This window comes from Acidithiobacillus sulfurivorans, from assembly GCF_018853815.1.
In the GTDB taxonomy this organism is placed as follows: Bacteria; Pseudomonadota; Gammaproteobacteria; order Acidithiobacillales; family Acidithiobacillaceae; genus Acidithiobacillus; species Acidithiobacillus sulfurivorans.
Genome location: NZ_JAAOMP010000153.1, coordinates 63,309 through 80,547, shown reverse-complemented (window position 1 = coordinate 80,547; position 17,239 = coordinate 63,309). Strand labels below are relative to the sequence as shown.

Below are 17,239 nucleotides of genomic sequence, written 5' to 3'. Positions count from 1 at the left end.
GAGAGTGAAAGAAATGTTGGATATCGCTAAGATCAAACCTGTTGCTCGTATTGTTCTGGTTGCTGGCGCCATTGCTCTGGCATCGGCCTGTGCCAAGAAAGAAGACACCACCGCTGCTGCGGATAGTAGTGCAACCACCACGACAGAATCTGCTGCTCCGGCGACCACGACCAGCACCGACACCAGTGCTGCCGCTGCGCCTATGGAATCAGCTGCGCCCGATACCAGTGCTGCGGCTGACACCAGCAGTGCCGATTCTTCGGATACGGCTGCCAGCGACAGCTCCGGTGCATCTACAGACTAAGTTGTTGCAAGGGTAGTCCATAACCAGAAAAAGGAGGAGGCGTATTTATGATGAACGTACGTAACATCAGTCCGGTCATGCGTCTTCTGGTACTCGCCAGCGTGGTAACTCTCGCTGCTGCCTGTGCCAAGAAGGAAGAGTCCACCACCGCGCCCAGTGATAGCTCTGCTACCAGCTCGGCCATGAGTAGTGACCAGGGTTCTGGATCTACCCAAAGTGATGACAGCACTGGATCAACCACCTCGCCATCTAGTTTTGATGTGCAGGGAGGGAGCGGGCACTTTGTGAAAGTGGCTGCATCAGCGGCCACTATGAATACGGATCAGATGGCTAAAGCAAAATCCTTGGCAGAAGCCAAGGGCTGTTTTGCCTGTCATCAGGTTGAAGTCAAGGTTGTTGGGCCGGCTTTTGCTTGGGTTGCCTATAAATACAAGGGTAATCCCAAGGCAGTTGATACGCTGAGTCATGCCATTGAACACGGTGTATCGGGTGTATGGGGTGGAATGCCGATGCCAGCACAAAGCGTGACACCGGCTCAGGCTAAAGAATTGGCGGCCTGGGTACTGGCCCAAAAGCCTATTGCTCCGCCAAAATCAGCCTGACATTTTTCAGGCCCGTTAAAACCCCCGCCCAGCGGGGGTTTTTTATATGGAAAATGCTGTGGGTATAAAATTTAAAAAACTTTCCTGGATTGCCAGTACTTACTACGCCGAAGGACTGCCTTATTCTTTGGTGCAACAGGTTTCTGTGCAGTTTTTTACTTATGCTGGTGCCAGTCTTCAGGTTATTGGCTTGCTCTCATTTTTTGGGCTGCCCTGGAATCTGAAACTATTCTGGAGCCCGGTCATTGATTTATTCGGGAATAAAAAACGCTGGCTGGTAGTCATGGAGTTGATTTTAGGGGTTGTAGCCGCCTTGCTGATTTGGCCCGCACAGCATCTTAATCTGGATCTGGCTGCCAAGATTTTTATTCTGATGGCCTTTATGTCAGCAACACACGATATGTCAGTCGATGGTTATTATATTCAGACCCTTGATACGGCTGATCAGGCGGGGTTTTCAGGACTTAGGGTCGCCGCTTATCGGGTGGCGATGCTGGTAGGTAATGGCGCACTGGTCATTTTAGCAGGATGGATATCATGGACAGCCTGTTTTTTGACTGCTGCAGCCATGATGTGGGGACTGGCCGGTTTTCATAAATGGATACTGCCAGCACCACCACCCGCCAGTACCCAGCATCACGGTCATCGTTGGGCAGCAGTACGTGAAGCTTTTCAAACCTATTTGGCGCAGCCCGGCATCGTTTGGGCATTGGCCTTCATTCTCTTATTTAGAGCCGGGGATGCCATGATGTTCGCCATGGGTACCCCTTTCCTGAATCATCTGGGTTATGGATTAATTGCGCGCGGGATTCTAACTGGCAGTGTGGGTACGGTGACTGGTATTGGAGGGGCATTACTGGGTGGTCTCATTATTTCGCGTTGGGGTTTAAAAAGAGCCCTTTTTCCGCTTACCTTAATTCAGTCTCTGGCCATACCGGCCTATGCCTGGCTGGCCTGGGCAGATCCATCCATCTGGTGGGTGGGTGTTACCATCGCCTTTGAACAAGGTTCAGCCGGATTGGGCACGGCTGTACTTATGGTTTTTTTAATGCAACGCTGTCAGGAAAACTATCAAGCCACCCATTTTGCCATCGGTTCGGCTTTGATGTCTGTGGCTGCCACCGTAGTAGGTGGCTTTAGTGGCTTTCTCGCAGCGAAAGTTGGATTCGTCGATTTTTTTCTTTTGGCTTTTGTGGCCGCGATACCCAGCCTTTTCTTAGCAATAGGGATGCCGGACAAGCTCTATCAGGACAAGAAATCCCCGGTATAAAATAATCAAAAAGGAGCGTTAGACATGTTGCTTAATGTGTCGAAGAAAAAAATATCAGACTGGTTGATAAATGTTATTAGTTTGTGCTTATTGTTGGGGATGCTGGGACTGTGCGGAGTCAGCTGGGCGGCAACCAATGGTACTCACGAGTCCAACGCCAATGGCGAGCATTGGAGTATTGCACTGCGCAACATTCATGATGCCCGCCTTTTGCTCAATCAGGAAGCAACGCATAGTCAATTGCCTGCATCTACGGCCAAGTTATTGACCACAGCCTATATTTTGCAGGTATTAGGGGCGGAGGCCAGGCAACATACTCTGGTTTTGGGAACAGTTGAACCGACCGGCACAGTCACTGGACCACTGATTGTGCTGGGCGATGGAGATCCCGATATTTCCAGTCGACACTTTCCGTTTATAGAAAAAACCGAGCGCGGTGACCCTATGCTGCCGATGCGGAGCATCGCCAAAAGTCTCTACGCACGGGGCGTTCGTTATGTTCCTGACGGTATTGTCGTGGATGCTGGAAAGTTTCCAGAAGATCACCATATACCGGGTTGGACGGCAGATGATCAGCGTTTCTGGTATGGAGCGCCGGTCAGCGCATTGATGTTCAATGACGCCATGGTTAGTATTGATCTGCTTCCCGCACGACGGGCGGGTAGACTCGCCACAGTAAAAATTACGCCTAATCCACTGAATATCATCATTAATAAGGTGGAGACAGTTGATTGGCAAGGAGAAGAAAGGGCTGTTCAGCTCATTCAATCCGGAAACCAATATCAGCTTATTGGTGCCATATGCGCCAATGCTGGAGGTTTTTCAGCACTGTTGGCACAACCAAATCCACCCTATCTTGCGGCATTAGCCCTGCAGCAAGCTGCAGAAGAGGAGGGGATAGTGGTTGGACCGACAATCAGTGTTGATCGTCACCCCAGTTCGGATGCCTGGCGTGCCAGATATCCAGGCGCTACAGTTCTTGCCGAAAGAGTGTCACCGTCGCTTGCAGAAGAGATAACGGTAGCTAACAAAGTCAGTGAAAATACGCATGTAGAGGTTTTACTGAGAGATGCGGATTTGCGTCGAGGGGGTGACGGCAGTCGTGCCTCTGCCATGCAGGGATTGCATGACTGGTTAATACAATCAGGAATATTGAATAACGAGTCATCACAACTCGTGGATGGCTCCGGTTTGTCACGGCTAGATCGCCTTAGTGCCAAAGAGTTGGTGTCGGCATTGGTGTATTCTTATCAGCAACCCTGGGGCAAGATCTGGCGTGATTCTTTACCCGTTGCGGCAGTAGATGGCACTTTAAGGCATCGTTTCCGTGATCTGCCAAAGGGCTCCATAAGGGCCAAGACAGGTACTTTACGCAATGCAGTCACGCTCGCCGGATTACTCCGCAATAAATCAGGAGAAGCTTATGCCTTCGCGATTATGGTCGATCATTTCCGGGGCTCCGAGGCTGAGGCCAGAGCCCGGGTGGACCAAGTCGTGCGCGACATCATCCTGGGGAAAAGCCAATTATCGCATTCAAGAGACACATAGGTTTGCCGCAAATGCTTTGGATTCAACCTACCGAAAAAGCCATTATCTGGTTCCCGGTCAGCTTAAACTCCATATCGGTGGGCCGGCTTATGGTGTACGTGCTGCAATTATTACAGCCTGGAATCCCCAGTCAGAGCAATTGAGTCCATGGCAAAACAGAAAAAGACAACGTCGTTTATTCAGGATATTGGATGCCAACGGCTATCGATTTTTACGATCCTGTTGCGGTGTTAATGCATGGTGGGAGGAAAGTCTGATTGTGTTTACTATGAACGAGTCAGTGGCTGTCAAGCTTGTCCGACAATTTGGACAAAAGGCTTTTGTCTATCTGGATGGGAGACGTGTATGGCTGGTGTATGCTTGATTATTTGGTTCGCATAATGTTTATTATGTTAAATCAGGAAATGAACTTCGACCAGGGATCATGGTCCCACTCTGTAACAAGAGTGATTTCAGAGGGAGCACGATGACACACTACTCTTTTTCCGGCAATCGGGCACCTTGGTGGGTGCGTTTGTTGACCGTCATGGTCGGCATGGTTTTATTGATTGGTTTGTTTTTTTTCGCAATTTTCGCATTTATTGCGGTGGCGATCTTGGGTGCAAGCGGCATGGTTTTCCTCTGGTGGCAAAAACGCAAGATGCGCAAAAGCCCCAGTCAGGACATTGTGGTCACCCAGTATCGGGAAATCCACCAAAACACCTCTCCTTTCGATAGAGAGAAATAGTTCTATTCTGAGCGTGTTTCCGCTCCCCTGCATTTGCTGAAAATCATGTTAGAATCATTACGATCGACAAGATGAGTCCAGCACATGGAGATGCGGGGGAGCTTCTGAAAAAAATTCATTCACGAACAGCATGTTACTTAAAAGGTAAAAGTCGTGCCTCGTTAAGATTTGGGGGGGCATGCGTCCTATCGCTGGGATTTTTTTCGGTCCCCGCACTGGCCGACACCGTTCATTTTGGATTTGAGGATCTCCCTACTTCCATGGTGGATAAGCTGAACAAAGCTTTACCCCCCGTGACCATTAGCGACAAGGCAGACCGCCTTGAAGAAGCAGAAATGTCCGCCAGCCTTCGTCTCAAAAATGCATTACAGGCCTATGGATACTACGACGCAACATGGAAAATCAGTAAAAAACTTAGTAGTCCCAAAAATTATCTGCTGCAATTTTCAATTTCACTAGCTAAGCCAATTATCGTTCGAAAAGTAGACCTCCAAAAATCTGGAACAGGCAGGAATACCCCGCAAATAATCCATTTTTTCAAGGTTTTTCCATTAAAAGATGGGGCTGTACTTAATCAAATCGATTATGAAGAGTGGAAAGGTAAAGCGCTAGAGGTGTTAAATAGGCAAGGGTACGCCAAAGCAGAATATACTCGCCATGAAATATTAATTGATAAAAAAGAATTTTGGTCGGATATTTATCTATGGTTAAATACCGGACCTCGTTTTCGTTTTGGTTCTATCACTGTCCATGGTGCGGAGCATTATCCTCGGTGGTTTGTGGAACGTTATGTTTCTTTCAAAGAAGGAGACTGGTACGCACCTGCAGCACTAGCAGTTACTCAAAGTAATCTGCGTAATGCGGATCGTTTTTCAGATATTTCAGTTCATGGCGAGTTGAATGCAGAAAAACACAACATCGTTCCTGTCAGCATTAATTTGAAAAGTATGCCAGCACAACATATCAAGATTGGTGCTGGTTATAGTACCGATATTGGTCCTAATGCAGCATTGATTTATGATAATTACAATGCCTTTGATGAAGCTCAGCATGTACGTGTTTCTATTTTGGCGGCTCAGCTTAACCGAAGCACCAGCATACTTTATAAATGGCCTATCGGAAAAAATATAGGATCCGAATATGTCGCACAAGCCAGCTATCAGAATCAAACGCTCACTGCTTACGATAGTAATGAGATACTGGCGAGTGTTGGGCGACAGTGGTCATTGCGCGATGACAATAGCCGCAACAAAACCACCACACTGGAAGCCTTGGTTAATTTTGAGCAAGCTAACTACACGGTAGCAGATGAAGTCAATAACAGTTTTTATATTTACCCTTCTCTACAATATACAATCCAGGATTTTCGCAATGTATTACGACCTATATCCGGATATTCGCTAACTGCTCGCGCCGAGGGGGCCAGTAAAATATGGGGGAGCACCGCTAATTTTGTTCGGTTCAGTGCACGAGGCAGCTGGAATGTACGTATTAACCGGCAGTGGGTCATAGGCACAAGAGCAAAAGTGGGTGCGATGTGGTTAAATGGCCCCATTAGTGTCTTACCGCCTAACTTGCGTTTTTTTGCAGGTGGACAAAACAGTCTTCCCGGTTACGCCTTTCAGTCACAAGGTCCTGTAGATAGCGATGGAGCGGTGGAGGGTGGCAGATTACTGGCTGTGGCTGGCTTCAATATTCAACGTTTTGTCAGCAAAAATTGGGCGGTTGTCGCTTTTTATGATGCGGGCAATGCTTTTAACAGTTTCTCAAATTTGCACATACTTCAGGATGTAGGAATTGGTTTCCGCTGGTATTCTCCAGTGGGGCCCATTCGTTTTGACCTGGCACATCCCTTGGTGAATCCTAAGACTCCTGCTGTGCGGATTGCTTTTTCAGTAGGATTTAGCCTGTGATGCGCTTCAGAAACCTGGTTATTTTATTTTTTATATGTACTTTAGGGGTTATTTTTTCTGCACTATTTTGGTTATTGAGTACCAATAACGGTGCACGCTGGGCACTGGCTCAAGTTCCGCATTTAAGTGCAAAAAAAATCAGTGGAACTTTGATTGATGGTTTAAAAATATCCGAGTTGAACTGGTCCAGCGGAGCTTCTCGCTTTACCGCTCAAAATTTGCAGTGGGTATTGCATCCTAGCCATTTATTATGGGGAGAGCTAGATGTTGCAGACCTTAAAATTGTTAATGGTCAACTATATCTACCAAAATCTTCCTCAAAGCCGAGCAAACTAAATCTTACATGGCCGGCCTTACCGCTGTGGTCACGATTTATCGCAATACATATTGGACCAACCACCATTGAAAAATTACGGGTATGGCAAGGACAGAAAACTGCCTTTAAATTAACGAGTAGCACATTTAAAAATATCTCCTGGAATCATGGAAATATCCATATTGACGAACTAATAGCAAATCTTTTCGCTGGTAAGTTAAAATTTTCTGCACAAGTCCAAATGGAAAAACGCAGTGTCGCCACTAAGGGAGACTGGATTGAGCCCTCCCCTGCTCATACTAGCCTCCATTGGAGTGTGGCATGGCATGACATGGGCAACAATACATTTGGTGGCCCAATTAACCTGATACTGAATCAGAAAAATTCACTGAGTAGTATCAGCGGCCTGATTCAGATTGCTCCGCACCAAATTGTATTGAATTCTATGGACTTAAAAAATCCATCTCTCAGTAATACTACCAATGGCTTCTGGAAAATAGACCTTCCAGAGAATAGCGCTGGTGACTTCACGGTGTACGGAAAACTGAGTAACATCGTTGTCAAAGACATTCCGAAGTCTGTGCCGACCGGTCCTTTGTCATTGAAAATACACCTGCATGGGAATTTTCATCATTATATTGGTGCGTTTGCGATGAATGGATCACCAAAATTTGGTGGCATTCAAGGGAGTATTAAAGGTAGCGAAACAGGCTTAGAATATGATTACGCGGGTGACATGCTCGGTGCGAAACTGCTACCTGCAAAAATAAAAATTGATTGGCAACCACTGATGAATGTTCAGGGTGAATTACGAATTAGAGGTTTACAAAACCAACGCATTTTTTCTACTATTCCCGGCCAGTTGTCCTGTAATATGACCCTAAATGCTGCACAAGCAGCAAAAAGTATGAATGGACGCCTCCAATTGCAGCTGTTACCTAGTCAAATATATAAAACCAATCTGATAGGTAATGCAGATCTGAGATTCGCTGGAAATCAGTGGGATTTGCAAAACGCGAATTTTCGTGGGCCAGGGTTGACCATCAATGCTTCTGGAAATTTGCAGAAACATCTGTCATTTTCTTTTAATATAGCAAAATTGCAAATGTTATCACCTGATGCCCGTGGTTCTACTAATGCCCATGGCTGGATTGCACGGACCAATCAGAACTGGGTAGGTAGTATAAACGCTCATGCTCAAAAACTGCTCTATGCAGGGATTGCAATCCACAAAGTTAATGCCCAGGCCTCACTGCTTACTCATGATAACCTGCAAGCCAATCTGCAGATTGAAGGCGCAGAATACAAACAGTATCTGATCAACCTACATTCACAGGCTCATGGTACCCTGGCGCAATTTGGAATGGATATTGAAGCGCAATCAGATGGTAATGAATTTACTCTGCATAGTTTGATCAAACATTCTCATTCAGCATGGATTCTATTATTAAATCGAAGCCATTTTCAAAGCAAGAGTCTCGGACTTTGGCAACTAGAGAATGCTTCGACATTATCCTGGAATTCCGGTGTCATTCGAATCAGTCCTCTCGTATTCAATGATACTCATGGAGCAAAGATCAGCGTTCAAGGATTTTATAACCCAGCGCAAAACCTGGCCAGTTTAAATTTGAATATTTTATCTCTTCCACTGGATTTTAACAAAAAAAATAACGATATATCTCTTGAGGGATATTTGAATGCCCATTTACAGGCGCAATGTCATGGTGTCTGTCATGCCGAGGGCAATTGGGATTCCGAGAAAACCCAATTGCACTGGTTATCCGATGATGTGCCTCAATCTATTGATTTGCAGCAGTTCAGCGGCCAAGTGCGTTGGGAACCTAAAAATCTGACCTTAACGTCCCATCTGGAATTGCCAAAAAATTGGGGCTCTGCGCAAATTCACCTGCATAGTCCGGTTACCCTCGCCCTGCCCTGGCGTTGGAATCAGCAAGCAACACTTCAAGCGACCGTTCAAGCAAAATTAGGTGCTCCTCTTTTTGCGGCTTTGCCCATTGGAACCCTGAAAATGCGTGCCCAAGGTAGTGGTAATATAGAAGGAAATCTCACTGGAACTTGGGCAGATCCAAAATGGCATGGCACTGCTGAATTACAGGGACTTGGCTTGTATGTTCCGCAAGCTGGGCTCGATTTACAAGGGGTCGGGGCCAAACTGCTAGGTAATGGTCAAGAACTGCAAATTAGTGACATGCACGCAACTTCGGGAACAGGCCGTATTTCAGGAAATGGTACCATCTACCTGCGGCCCGAAACACATTTTGCTTTGAAGATTACCGGTCATGAATTTACAGCCTTGAATCTTCCTCAGGTACAGGCGGCTGTCAGTCCCGATCTTCATATTAGTGGAACCTTACAGAAAATAAATATTGGTGGTGCCATTCATACTAATCGTCTGCGCATTCTTGGTACGGATTTTAACGGACCAAAACCTTCCAGTGATGTGATTTTTGTTAAAAATATCAAGAAAAATAATGCAGGTCCTGCTCTAAGCGTGAATTTGCAGGTCACTCTGGGTAATGATGCCAAAGTCTTCATCAGTGGCTTACGAGCTGATTTGGTAGGGGCTCTGGATGTCAGGATGCAGGATGGAAATAGTCCTGTTGTAAAAGGAATATTGCGCATGGTAAATGGTCATTATGATATTTATGGCCATAGCCTGGATTTTGAACGAGGCTCCATTAACTTCCATGGGGAAGCCAGTCAGGCTAATCTGGATGTACTCGCGGTACGCACTATCAAGAACTCCGACAGTTTTGCTGTGGATAATACGCCAGTGAAAGCAGGCGTTCAGGTAACAGGGACTTTACAGGTCCCGCAAGTTAATCTGTATTCCAACCCTTCCATGTCTCAGGCTGATATTTTGTCTTATCTGGTTCTCGGCACGCCTTCAAGTAGTCTGGGCAATCAAGATGAATTACTTTCGGCTGCAGCAGGCACTCTCTTTTCTGCGAGTCGTGCAGCGCTTTTCGGAAATAGTCTTAGCAATACTGGCATTGATGTTGGCGTAACCTCTAATGGTCAACAAGGTTTGTCTGGAGCCATGGTTACCTTGGGCCATTATCTGACACCGGATTTATATCTGAGTGTAGGCCAATCGGTAATGGGAAACGGAACGGTTGCCAGGTTGCGTTATCGAGTGAGTAAGCATATAGAATTACAAACTGAAAATGGCACCCAGAATGGTGCGAACATATTTTATCGGATCGATTTTTAACTCACCATGGAGCCTTTCAGGTGCTGAAAAAACGAGAAAGCATTGTCCTGATCGGGGCTGGAGTTATTGGAATGCTTGCCGCAGTTCGGCTTGCTGAGGCAGGTTTTGCCATAACCATTGTGGATCAGGGACAAATTGGCCGGGAGGCATCCTGGGCTGGTGGTGGAATTCTCAGTCCTCTTTATCCTTGGCATTATCCTTCAGAATTACTTCGATTGTCATTTTATAGCATGTCGCTTCATCATGCTCTTTCTTCGGAGTTAGCCTCTCTCACGAGTATTGATCCTCAGTGGACCTTATCTGGATTACGCATTATTGAAGGAGAAAATGAAGTTTTTCCAAATGATGTCAGACATTGGGGACAAAATTGGGGCCTGAACTGGCAAGTCTCTGACTGCAAAGCTACAACTAAAAAAACTCTCTGGTGCCCTGAAGTAGCACAAGTGCGTAATCCCCGTCTTCTATCCGCTTTGGCTGAACGCTGCCGACAGCTTGATATAAAACTACTTGAACACACTGAAATTACAGGCTTTAAACATAAAAACGAACAACTGCTCGGCGTGGAAAGTAAACAGGGGTTTCTAGCTACAGGCAAGGCTATAGTGACAGCAGGCGCATGGACCGGAAAATTACTTGACCAAATTGATATTCATCTGCAAATTTATCCGGTACGCGGCCAAATGCTGTTGCTGCAGGGGTCTCCAGGAATGCTTGATTCCATGTTGATGCAAGATAATCATTACTTGGTGCAAAGACAGGATGGTCTCATTCTAGCAGGCAGCACCAGTGAGAACGTGCAATTTGACAAGTCCGTTACGCCGTTAGCACGGCAAATATTGTGGAATTTTGCACGTGACCAGCTTCCTGGCCTGAAAAGTTCCAGCATCATCAGACAATGGTCGGGACTGCGACCGGGCAGCCATGAAAGTGTTCCCTATATAGGCCCCCTCCCCGGCTGGAACGGCCTGTATGTTGCTGCCGGTCATTTTCGTTATGGCCTCACCAATGCGCCGGCAACGGCAGAAATACTCACTTGCCTGCTCACCGACAAGGCACCACCCTTGGATATCACACCTTATAATCCGGTAACACATTATCAGAAGCAGAGGCAGGTCTTCCCCTGATCACTGGATAGAGCTACAATTATACCTAGTTTAGAATTATAGAGGGACTATACATGGACAACCAGGATTGGAATAAGCAGCGTGTTTTGGAAACGTTACGAGATGCAGGTGTTAATCCCACCAGTCAGCGTGTGGAGATTGGCTATGCTCTCTTCTCATCGTGTGCCCATCTTTCTGCTGAAGAAATCATGCAGCGTGTCAATGCTGATTATCCCGTGGTCTCCAAGGCTACGGTGTACAATACGCTAGGTTTATTTGCAGATCACTCATTGGTTCGTGAAGTCATTGTAGAACCAGGCAAAGTCTTCTACGACCCCAATGTTTCCATGCACCACCACTTTTATCATGTGGATACCGGCCAATTACAGGATATTCCTGCAAGTTCCCTGCAAATCAGCAAGCTTCCTGACATACCCGCTGAAACCGAAGTGGAAAATGTTGAGGTCGTCATCCGGCTCCGTCAACGCGTAGCCCATTAGATTGATTAAACGCCTCTTGCCTTCCTTTTCTAAATCCTTATAATGCATGATCCTTGGGTTGTTAGCTCAGTTGGTAGAGCAGCTGACTCTTAATCAGCGGGTCGTGGGTTCGATCCCCTCACAACCCACCAAATAAAACAGGCACTTAGCGCAACTTGCTAGGTGCCTTTATTTTTCCGGGCTAACCCAGGGCTAACCTCAGGAGGAAAAACGCAACAGCACCACCCAAAAAAAAACCCCTGCATCCACCCGTTACGCCGTAACACCAGCATCTCGGGTTTCGCCTTCCGTTTGTGGTGCAGAATTCTGCACAAGCTGCGGTACTGCTCCGCCAGTGCTGGTGGCCTGCCTCGCCATATTCGGCAGCCAGGCGGTCGGCGGTTTTCGGGGGTTCAATTTGATCCCCCGATTTTTGATTGCCATGACCGCCGTCTTGCCGCTTCACACGGTTATACCTGCGGCCCAGAGCCAGTTCACCTCGGTGATAAGGCGTCATACATGGGGTGTTTCGCAAACAATCAGGAATGCGTCATATCTGCCCTGTACTGCATCCTATGGCGCAACTGGCGTACGGTGACTCTGGCCTGTTTACGCGCCTTCAGGGACATTTCTGCCCGCGTCTCTCGGTCAGCATGAACAAAATTCATGGGCACAAGACTTGCATTACTACTAGCGGATTCCGTTCCCGGTGAATTTCATTCATGACGCCTCGGTCACGGTGATAGCATCGCGGCATAGAGCGCCACGGCATCGGGGCACGGCTCTGCTCCTGCGCTGGCATCAACGGACTCTTGCGCCAGCTTGGACAGCCCACCCATAGACGCCATGACTTCGCCGGGTTCCATACCTGCATCGGTAACAGCTTCGGCAAACGCTGACCATAACGATCTAGCGCGGTCCCTGCTCTCGGTGGCGGCACTCCAGAATACATCCAGGCTGGGATCGTCTATCCCCTCGCTGTGCAGTCTCGTTGCCCAAAAACAGCGATTAGCCCACACCTGCGCGGTTGCCTGTTCTATATCGCCACGCGCAAGGGCAGCGGTCAGCATGGCGCGAGTGAATGGATTGTAAAAATCGCCAGCGGTATATATCGCGGTCGGGGCGGTATCAGCCAGGCGGTTGGCTTCGGTGAAGTCCTCCCGGCAGAGCGCCGAGAAAATAACACTGCATCGCTGCGCGGGATTGAGATTGCTCAAGAGGTGATCCGATATGCCCTTCATCGCTTCACCTCAGCTTTTAGGACACGCTCCAGCGCGGCGGTGCGCTGCTCCAGGTCATCAATACGCATGAGCGTTGCAAGCTGAGTGAGGAGATACGCAAGCTTTGTGGCGTCCCCCACTTCCATCTGCCCGGTGCGGGCATCGCGGTATAGCCGGGCCATCTCCATGCGTACTTCGGCAGCAGTGCCCAGCCGGGGGGAGGGGTGCCTGTTTATTTCCGGTGTTTCGATAACTTGCAGCGTTTTGGTTGGCGCGATTGGCCGCACGTTGGTTGCTGGTGCTGGTGCCTTTGGTTTCGTGGTCATGGCTGGAACCTCCCATAGTCGTCAAAATCATCGTATGTAGACGCCGGTGATGCGGCGGGTGCAGGTGCAGTGCTCCGCCGTGGACTGGATGCCCCGCGCTTCGGTGCCGGTGCGGTGATGGCCTCGGCCTTGGATGCGATCATCTTCAAGCCGCTGTGCTCAGTGCCGTCTTTGCCGGTCCAGGTGTTCAACGAGAGCACCCCAATAACAGAGACTGCATCGCCTTCGCCAAGGTGAAGTGCATCCAACTCCTCGGCCAGAGACTTGAAAGCGGTGATGCCCAGGGCGTCGGTGCCCGCCATCCCGAAGCCGGACCAGACGGGCATCGTTCCATCCTTCACCAGTTTGAAGGACGGGGACTTCTTCAACGTGATAACGCAAGCTGCGGTGATGGTCATGTGAGTTCCTTGTGGTCGGGACAGGATCTGGGTGCGATCGGAAAGCAAGCGCCATAACCACGACTGGCGACGGGTGGCAGTCCGTTCGCCGTTCGGGAACAGGTGCCTATGCCGAGTGGGGTTTTACCGGGCTCGAACTCGGCGCACGCTCCGCATGTGACGGTGGCGGGTGCTGGTGGCTGCACAGGTGGCCGGGTGATTTCCATGGCGGGGAGATACCGGATTGTCATAGAGCCGTCGGGGTGCTCGGTGGCTACACCCGCTCCGTAAGGCCCCATATCCGGTGCCGGATACATGATCCGGTGGAGAATCGCGCCATGCTGCGCCGGGGTTAGGTCCGGCATACCCTCGAAGCCAGGAACATCGTCGAAGCCTCGATCCAGGGGTAGGTCATCCTCAGACTGAATTGCCAGACGTTCCTCAATGGCGTAGTCGTCGGTGTGAACATCATCTCCGGGCTGTGGACTATTCGCGTCCGGGGGGTATAAGCCGGAATCCATGTTCACAACGTTCACATGTTCACACTTTTGGAGCTCGGCCAGCAGCGCGGCCTTATGCAAACGTAGTTCAGGGACCAGACGGGCCGGGGTATCTCGGAACTTGAGCCGGTCCCCCTCGATCCAGATTTCGCCACCGACCTGCTCGATCTCGGTGATGATCTCGGCGGGGGTCATACCTCACCATCCACGGTTACATCCTCGTCTCTGTGAACATGTGAACGTTGTGAAGGTGGTTTCCCACTGCCAGGGTGCTGACGCGAATAGTCCGTATCCTGCCGAGCAAGTTCACAATGGATGCCATCTCGCCGGGATTTCTGCTCTACGGTGGCCTTAATGCCAAGCTGACGAAGGGCGGGAGAGTAGCGCCGGATAGCATCGCCCAGCCCTCTGGGCGTCCTCGGCCAGTAGTCATCTCTTTCATGATCCGGCTTGGTTGCGCTCAACTCGGTCAGCAATCCTTTGACGGTGCCAGTGTAGGCATTGCCACGGCTGACATACTCCACCATTGCCGTGGCCACCGGACTGGCATCAATAGTGCGCCCTATGGCCGTGCGGCGGTGTTCGTCGTAGAGATTCAGGAAGTGGCCTTCGGGGTATCCCTGAGTTCTGGCGATGGCCTCACCCAACATCGCAAAGTCAGCCATACGCGGGCGGCGATCCGGTGGCATTGTCACCGATGGCAGAATGGCCAAGGCATTGCTAAACAGCTCCAGCAATGCGCCCATGATGGCCGGGGCTGCGGCTTCGGTAGCCTCTCTGACTTCGGTATCAGTCTTACGCCGTGCAATCTCCGGCAATGTCACCGATACGGCTCGATCCAGCAGGTCCGGCCTAAGTACAACGGGACTGATACCATTCAGCACAACCGGACAATGCACGGTCAGGATGGATTCTTCGCCGTTTGTGTAGAGTTGCCGGGCTGCGTAACCGCCCCCGGTGCAGCAGGTACAAAGCGCGTCTGACTGGTCATTAGATAAACCAGAGAGATTTTCGTAACTCAACAAGTGCGCGTTGGCGGCTCCAACAAAGATATCCTCCACCGTCTTTGGTTTGCCTCTGAGTTCCACCTGATTGGGGTCAATAAAGCGCCGGAATATGCGCTGCGCTGAGGACTTCGCCGCCCCCTGTTCGCCTGTCAATTCCAGGAGCGCAAAGGGCGTATCTGGCCGGAAGCACTCGATAACCCATGTCAGCACCAGTAGCCTTTCCTGCTCCGGCACATTCACCAGATTCCAGAGAGCATCCACACTGCCACCAGATACAGGCTCAGGGAGAGGCCTGGTCGCCTTGGTCCGTATCAGCCGCACAGGTGGCTTGTTCATAACGCGCCAGCCAGTAGGCGTTATCAAAATCGCTCGCCAGAGGTTGTCCCCAAAATCCAGCCAATAACCGGCCTCATCCTTGGCGACGCGGCGGCGGGGTTCATGCTCTTCACCGTCGAACTTGCCCTGTCCGGCCAGAGCGTTGCATGTGGCCTTGATCGTTTCCGCCGATGGTGCCGATTGCAGTTCTCTATGCGCCAGCCAGGATAACCAATCCTTAAAGCCTGTAGAGTCTATGCGCCAGTGCTCGCGGTGCTCATCGCCGTTGATGGTGGCATAGGCGTTATTCTCGGTATCGTGCCAGAGTTCACAACGGGATGCGGCCAAATCTGCCAACTCTGTGGCGGCACTCGATACTTCGCCACCATCACCACCGGAAGGACTGATAAACCCGTCCAAACTTTGAATGTTGATCTTAGAACATGCGCCCTTGATCTCTGCACGCCACGCCTGATATTCGGCAGGGTCATCATCCATTATAGGTCTGAGCAAATCGGTCTTGGTCTTGAGTGCTCGCCAAAATGCCGGCGCGTCTCCAGCCTGTGCCATCTCCAGCAGTTCGGCCATTGCATTAGCCGGGGCGTTTTCCTGCTCCGTGTGCTGCTCTGTAGCTGCGCCCGCGACGGCTTCCAATGCTTCCCGTGGGTCGATAACGCCGGTCAGGTCAATCATGGTGCGCCCCACGAACAGCAGCGGCAGCGGCGCTCAGGCTTCCGTTGTGGTATATCGCTGCATAGGCGTCAAAGGCATCCAGCGCATGTCCGTTGTGCATGGGGTCATCGGCATGGTGGCAGAAGATGCGCCCCTCGATCTCCACGATCCCAGGCGTACCACTATGACTATGGGGTGATACCCAGCGTTTGCCCTTTCTGGTATAGCCTCCATTTTCCAGCACTTCCTCGATGGTGTGCTGTTCATTGAATTGTGCGATGACCGAGACGCCACCACGCGCCGCGATCCGTGTTGCCATCGCCTTGGCCTGTTCCTTCTGGGTCTCTCTTTTGCGCTGCATGGCGGCGGCGATTAGGGTCAACGTCCGGGCACTCAGCGGGGCTGATCCTCCAGCGTAGAACTCATACTCTCCTGCGCGATCTGGTGGAGTGGCTGGTGCATAGAAAAGCCGGGCGCGATCCCCCAGACAGGCGCGATCAATGGCCTGTGCGATGGCTCCGGGCAACTGGTCCACCACATAGGATTGCGCGTCCCTCAGCGCGTCGGGGTGCAGCGGGGCATCCAGAGCAAGGATGATCCGATACCGGGGAGACTTGGCGCTATGGCTCCAGGTGGAATAAACCACATGCGCCCAGCCCTTACGGGATAGCTCTTCATGCGCGACAAGAGGCGGCAGCGGGGCCTGATCCTTGCCATCCACATCGAAGCCCAGCGCCAAGACTGCGGCAACATTCTTGCCAGCGCGGTGCATGGTGTTGAACTGCGCCAGCACAAAGCCGGTGCCGTCTTTCGTCTCCCGTACCTCTGCCCTGCTCAGGTATTGGCAGAACTCGCTCCAGGGCAAAGCGCGGGGGGTGATCCGGGGATCATGGGCATTACGCACCACGCCGATGGTGATATGATTGGAGACGTTCGATCTTGCGTATGCCGTCCCTGCTCCGGGGCGGCTTTTTTGTGTCTGCATGGCTTACCCCTCCATGCCAGTGCGACGCTTGGCGATCCATTCGGCCAGGTCAGCGACGCGGTAACGGACAAGGCGGCCAGTCTTCACATAGGGCAAGTTATAGCGGCCAGTACAGCGCCAGTTACAGAGGGTCGCGGGCTTCACGTCCAGAACAATGGAAGCTTTCTGTTCATCAACCTGTGTGGGGATGGCATCGGCGGGGCAGCCCAGGGTGCGGCCAATCTCCGCGATGATCTGGTGTACCGTTTCGGTTTCGGGATACATGGTTAAGCGCCTATCGGTGATGGATGATGGCGCTTATGTTGCGGGGGTATTTCGGGGAAGTCGGGGAAATGCAAAA

General features: G+C 50.4%; 17 protein-coding genes and 1 tRNA gene. 11 read left to right on the top strand and 7 right to left on the bottom strand.

Annotation, left to right across the window (positions count from 1 at the left end; genetic code table 11):
- The first annotated feature begins 13 nt into the window (after positions 1–13).
- The 11 genes from HAP95_RS14060 (at position 14) to HAP95_RS14010 (ending at position 11,649) form a co-directional block, all read left to right on the top strand.
- Complete coding sequence (locus tag HAP95_RS14060) at positions 14–304, top strand: hypothetical protein (protein WP_215884781.1); 291 nt, start codon at positions 14–16, stop codon at positions 302–304.
- A gap of 47 nt (positions 305–351) precedes the next feature.
- On the top strand, positions 352–906 hold the full coding sequence (locus HAP95_RS17200) for a c-type cytochrome (protein WP_226832793.1): 555 nt from the start codon (positions 352–354) through the stop codon (positions 904–906).
- 46 nt (positions 907–952) lie between these two features.
- Positions 953–2,176: an MFS transporter gene (locus HAP95_RS14050; protein ID WP_215884780.1), complete on the top strand. Its 1,224-nt coding sequence runs from the start codon at positions 953–955 to the stop codon at positions 2,174–2,176.
- A 24-nt stretch (positions 2,177–2,200) separates the two neighbouring features.
- On the top strand, positions 2,201–3,724 hold the full coding sequence (dacB, locus tag HAP95_RS14045; protein WP_215884779.1) for a D-alanyl-D-alanine carboxypeptidase/D-alanyl-D-alanine endopeptidase: 1,524 nt from the start codon (positions 2,201–2,203) through the stop codon (positions 3,722–3,724).
- A 16-nt stretch (positions 3,725–3,740) separates the two neighbouring features.
- Entirely contained in the window at positions 3,741–4,088 is a 348-nt protein-coding gene (locus tag HAP95_RS17565) for a DUF3293 domain-containing protein (protein ID WP_215884778.1), read from the top strand.
- Between the two features lie 102 nt (positions 4,089–4,190).
- Positions 4,191–4,451, top strand: coding sequence for a hypothetical protein (locus HAP95_RS14035; protein WP_215884777.1), 261 nt, complete (start codon positions 4,191–4,193; stop codon positions 4,449–4,451).
- A gap of 260 nt (positions 4,452–4,711) precedes the next feature.
- Complete coding sequence (locus HAP95_RS14030) at positions 4,712–6,364, top strand: autotransporter assembly complex protein TamA (protein ID WP_215884776.1); 1,653 nt, start codon at positions 4,712–4,714, stop codon at positions 6,362–6,364.
- The gene (locus HAP95_RS14025) at positions 6,364–9,915 is read left to right on the top strand and encodes a translocation/assembly module TamB domain-containing protein (protein WP_226832801.1); all 3,552 of its coding nucleotides are present in this window, start codon (positions 6,364–6,366) and stop codon (positions 9,913–9,915) included. Before HAP95_RS14030 ends, HAP95_RS14025 begins: the two co-directional genes overlap by 1 nt.
- A 20-nt stretch (positions 9,916–9,935) precedes the next feature.
- Positions 9,936–11,039: an NAD(P)/FAD-dependent oxidoreductase gene (locus tag HAP95_RS14020; RefSeq protein WP_215884775.1), complete on the top strand. Its 1,104-nt coding sequence runs from the start codon at positions 9,936–9,938 to the stop codon at positions 11,037–11,039.
- Positions 11,040–11,092: 53 nt separating this feature from the next.
- Entirely contained in the window at positions 11,093–11,518 is a 426-nt protein-coding gene (locus tag HAP95_RS14015; RefSeq protein WP_010639029.1) for a Fur family transcriptional regulator, read from the top strand.
- A 55-nt stretch (positions 11,519–11,573) separates the two neighbouring features.
- A tRNA-Lys gene (locus tag HAP95_RS14010) sits at positions 11,574–11,649 on the top strand.
- A 582-nt stretch (positions 11,650–12,231) separates the two neighbouring features.
- Here the strand turns inward: HAP95_RS14010 and HAP95_RS14005 are convergent.
- The 7 genes from HAP95_RS14005 to HAP95_RS13975 all read right to left on the bottom strand — a co-directional run bounded on the left by HAP95_RS14005 (position 12,232) and on the right by HAP95_RS13975 (position 17,163).
- Positions 12,232–12,738: a hypothetical protein gene (locus tag HAP95_RS14005; protein WP_215884774.1), complete on the bottom strand. Its 507-nt coding sequence runs from the start codon at positions 12,736–12,738 to the stop codon at positions 12,232–12,234.
- Positions 12,735–13,043, bottom strand: a complete 309-nt coding sequence (locus tag HAP95_RS14000; protein WP_215884773.1) for a hypothetical protein — start codon at positions 13,041–13,043, stop codon at positions 12,735–12,737. The genes HAP95_RS14005 and HAP95_RS14000 overlap by 4 nt, the downstream gene beginning before the upstream one ends.
- Positions 13,040–13,441: a single-stranded DNA-binding protein gene (locus tag HAP95_RS13995; protein WP_215884772.1), complete on the bottom strand. Its 402-nt coding sequence runs from the start codon at positions 13,439–13,441 to the stop codon at positions 13,040–13,042. The genes HAP95_RS14000 and HAP95_RS13995 overlap by 4 nt, the downstream gene beginning before the upstream one ends.
- A complete protein-coding gene (locus HAP95_RS13990; RefSeq protein ID WP_215884771.1) occupies positions 13,438–13,956 on the bottom strand; it encodes a hypothetical protein in 519 nt (172 codons plus the stop codon). The genes HAP95_RS13995 and HAP95_RS13990 overlap by 4 nt, the downstream gene beginning before the upstream one ends.
- Before the next feature lie 155 nt (positions 13,957–14,111).
- Entirely contained in the window at positions 14,112–15,935 is a 1,824-nt protein-coding gene (locus tag HAP95_RS13985; protein WP_215884770.1) for an AICE element replication initiation protein, read from the bottom strand.
- Positions 15,928–16,899 (bottom strand): hypothetical protein, encoded by a 972-nt coding sequence (locus tag HAP95_RS13980; protein WP_215884769.1) that lies wholly within the window; start codon positions 16,897–16,899, stop codon positions 15,928–15,930. The genes HAP95_RS13985 and HAP95_RS13980 overlap by 8 nt, the downstream gene beginning before the upstream one ends.
- A 3-nt stretch (positions 16,900–16,902) precedes the next feature.
- Positions 16,903–17,163 carry a helix-turn-helix domain-containing protein gene (locus HAP95_RS13975; RefSeq protein ID WP_215884768.1) on the bottom strand — a complete coding sequence of 87 codons (261 nt, stop codon included), beginning with the start codon at positions 17,161–17,163 and terminating at the stop codon, positions 16,903–16,905.
- Between the last annotated feature and the right edge of the window lie 76 nt (positions 17,164–17,239).

Coding starts and splice junctions, on each gene's coding strand:
- HAP95_RS14060 (WP_215884781.1), top strand. CDS start 14: ATGTTGGATATCGCTAAGATCAAACCTGTTGCTCGTATTGTTCTGGTT.
- HAP95_RS17200 (WP_226832793.1), top strand. CDS start 352: ATGATGAACGTACGTAACATCAGTCCGGTCATGCGTCTTCTGGTACTC.
- HAP95_RS14050 (WP_215884780.1), top strand. CDS start 953: ATGGAAAATGCTGTGGGTATAAAATTTAAAAAACTTTCCTGGATTGCC.
- dacB (WP_215884779.1), top strand. CDS start 2,201: ATGTTGCTTAATGTGTCGAAGAAAAAAATATCAGACTGGTTGATAAAT.
- HAP95_RS14035 (WP_215884777.1), top strand. CDS start 4,191: ATGACACACTACTCTTTTTCCGGCAATCGGGCACCTTGGTGGGTGCGT.
- HAP95_RS14030 (WP_215884776.1), top strand. CDS start 4,712: ATGGTGGATAAGCTGAACAAAGCTTTACCCCCCGTGACCATTAGCGAC.
- HAP95_RS14025 (WP_226832801.1), top strand. CDS start 6,364: ATGCGCTTCAGAAACCTGGTTATTTTATTTTTTATATGTACTTTAGGG.
- HAP95_RS14015 (WP_010639029.1), top strand. CDS start 11,093: ATGGACAACCAGGATTGGAATAAGCAGCGTGTTTTGGAAACGTTACGA.
- HAP95_RS14005 (WP_215884774.1), bottom strand. CDS start 12,738: ATGAAGGGCATATCGGATCACCTCTTGAGCAATCTCAATCCCGCGCAG.
- HAP95_RS14000 (WP_215884773.1), bottom strand. CDS start 13,043: ATGACCACGAAACCAAAGGCACCAGCACCAGCAACCAACGTGCGGCCA.
- HAP95_RS13995 (WP_215884772.1), bottom strand. CDS start 13,441: ATGACCATCACCGCAGCTTGCGTTATCACGTTGAAGAAGTCCCCGTCC.
- HAP95_RS13985 (WP_215884770.1), bottom strand. CDS start 15,935: ATGATTGACCTGACCGGCGTTATCGACCCACGGGAAGCATTGGAAGCC.
- HAP95_RS13980 (WP_215884769.1), bottom strand. CDS start 16,899: ATGCAGACACAAAAAAGCCGCCCCGGAGCAGGGACGGCATACGCAAGA.
- HAP95_RS13975 (WP_215884768.1), bottom strand. CDS start 17,163: ATGTATCCCGAAACCGAAACGGTACACCAGATCATCGCGGAGATTGGC.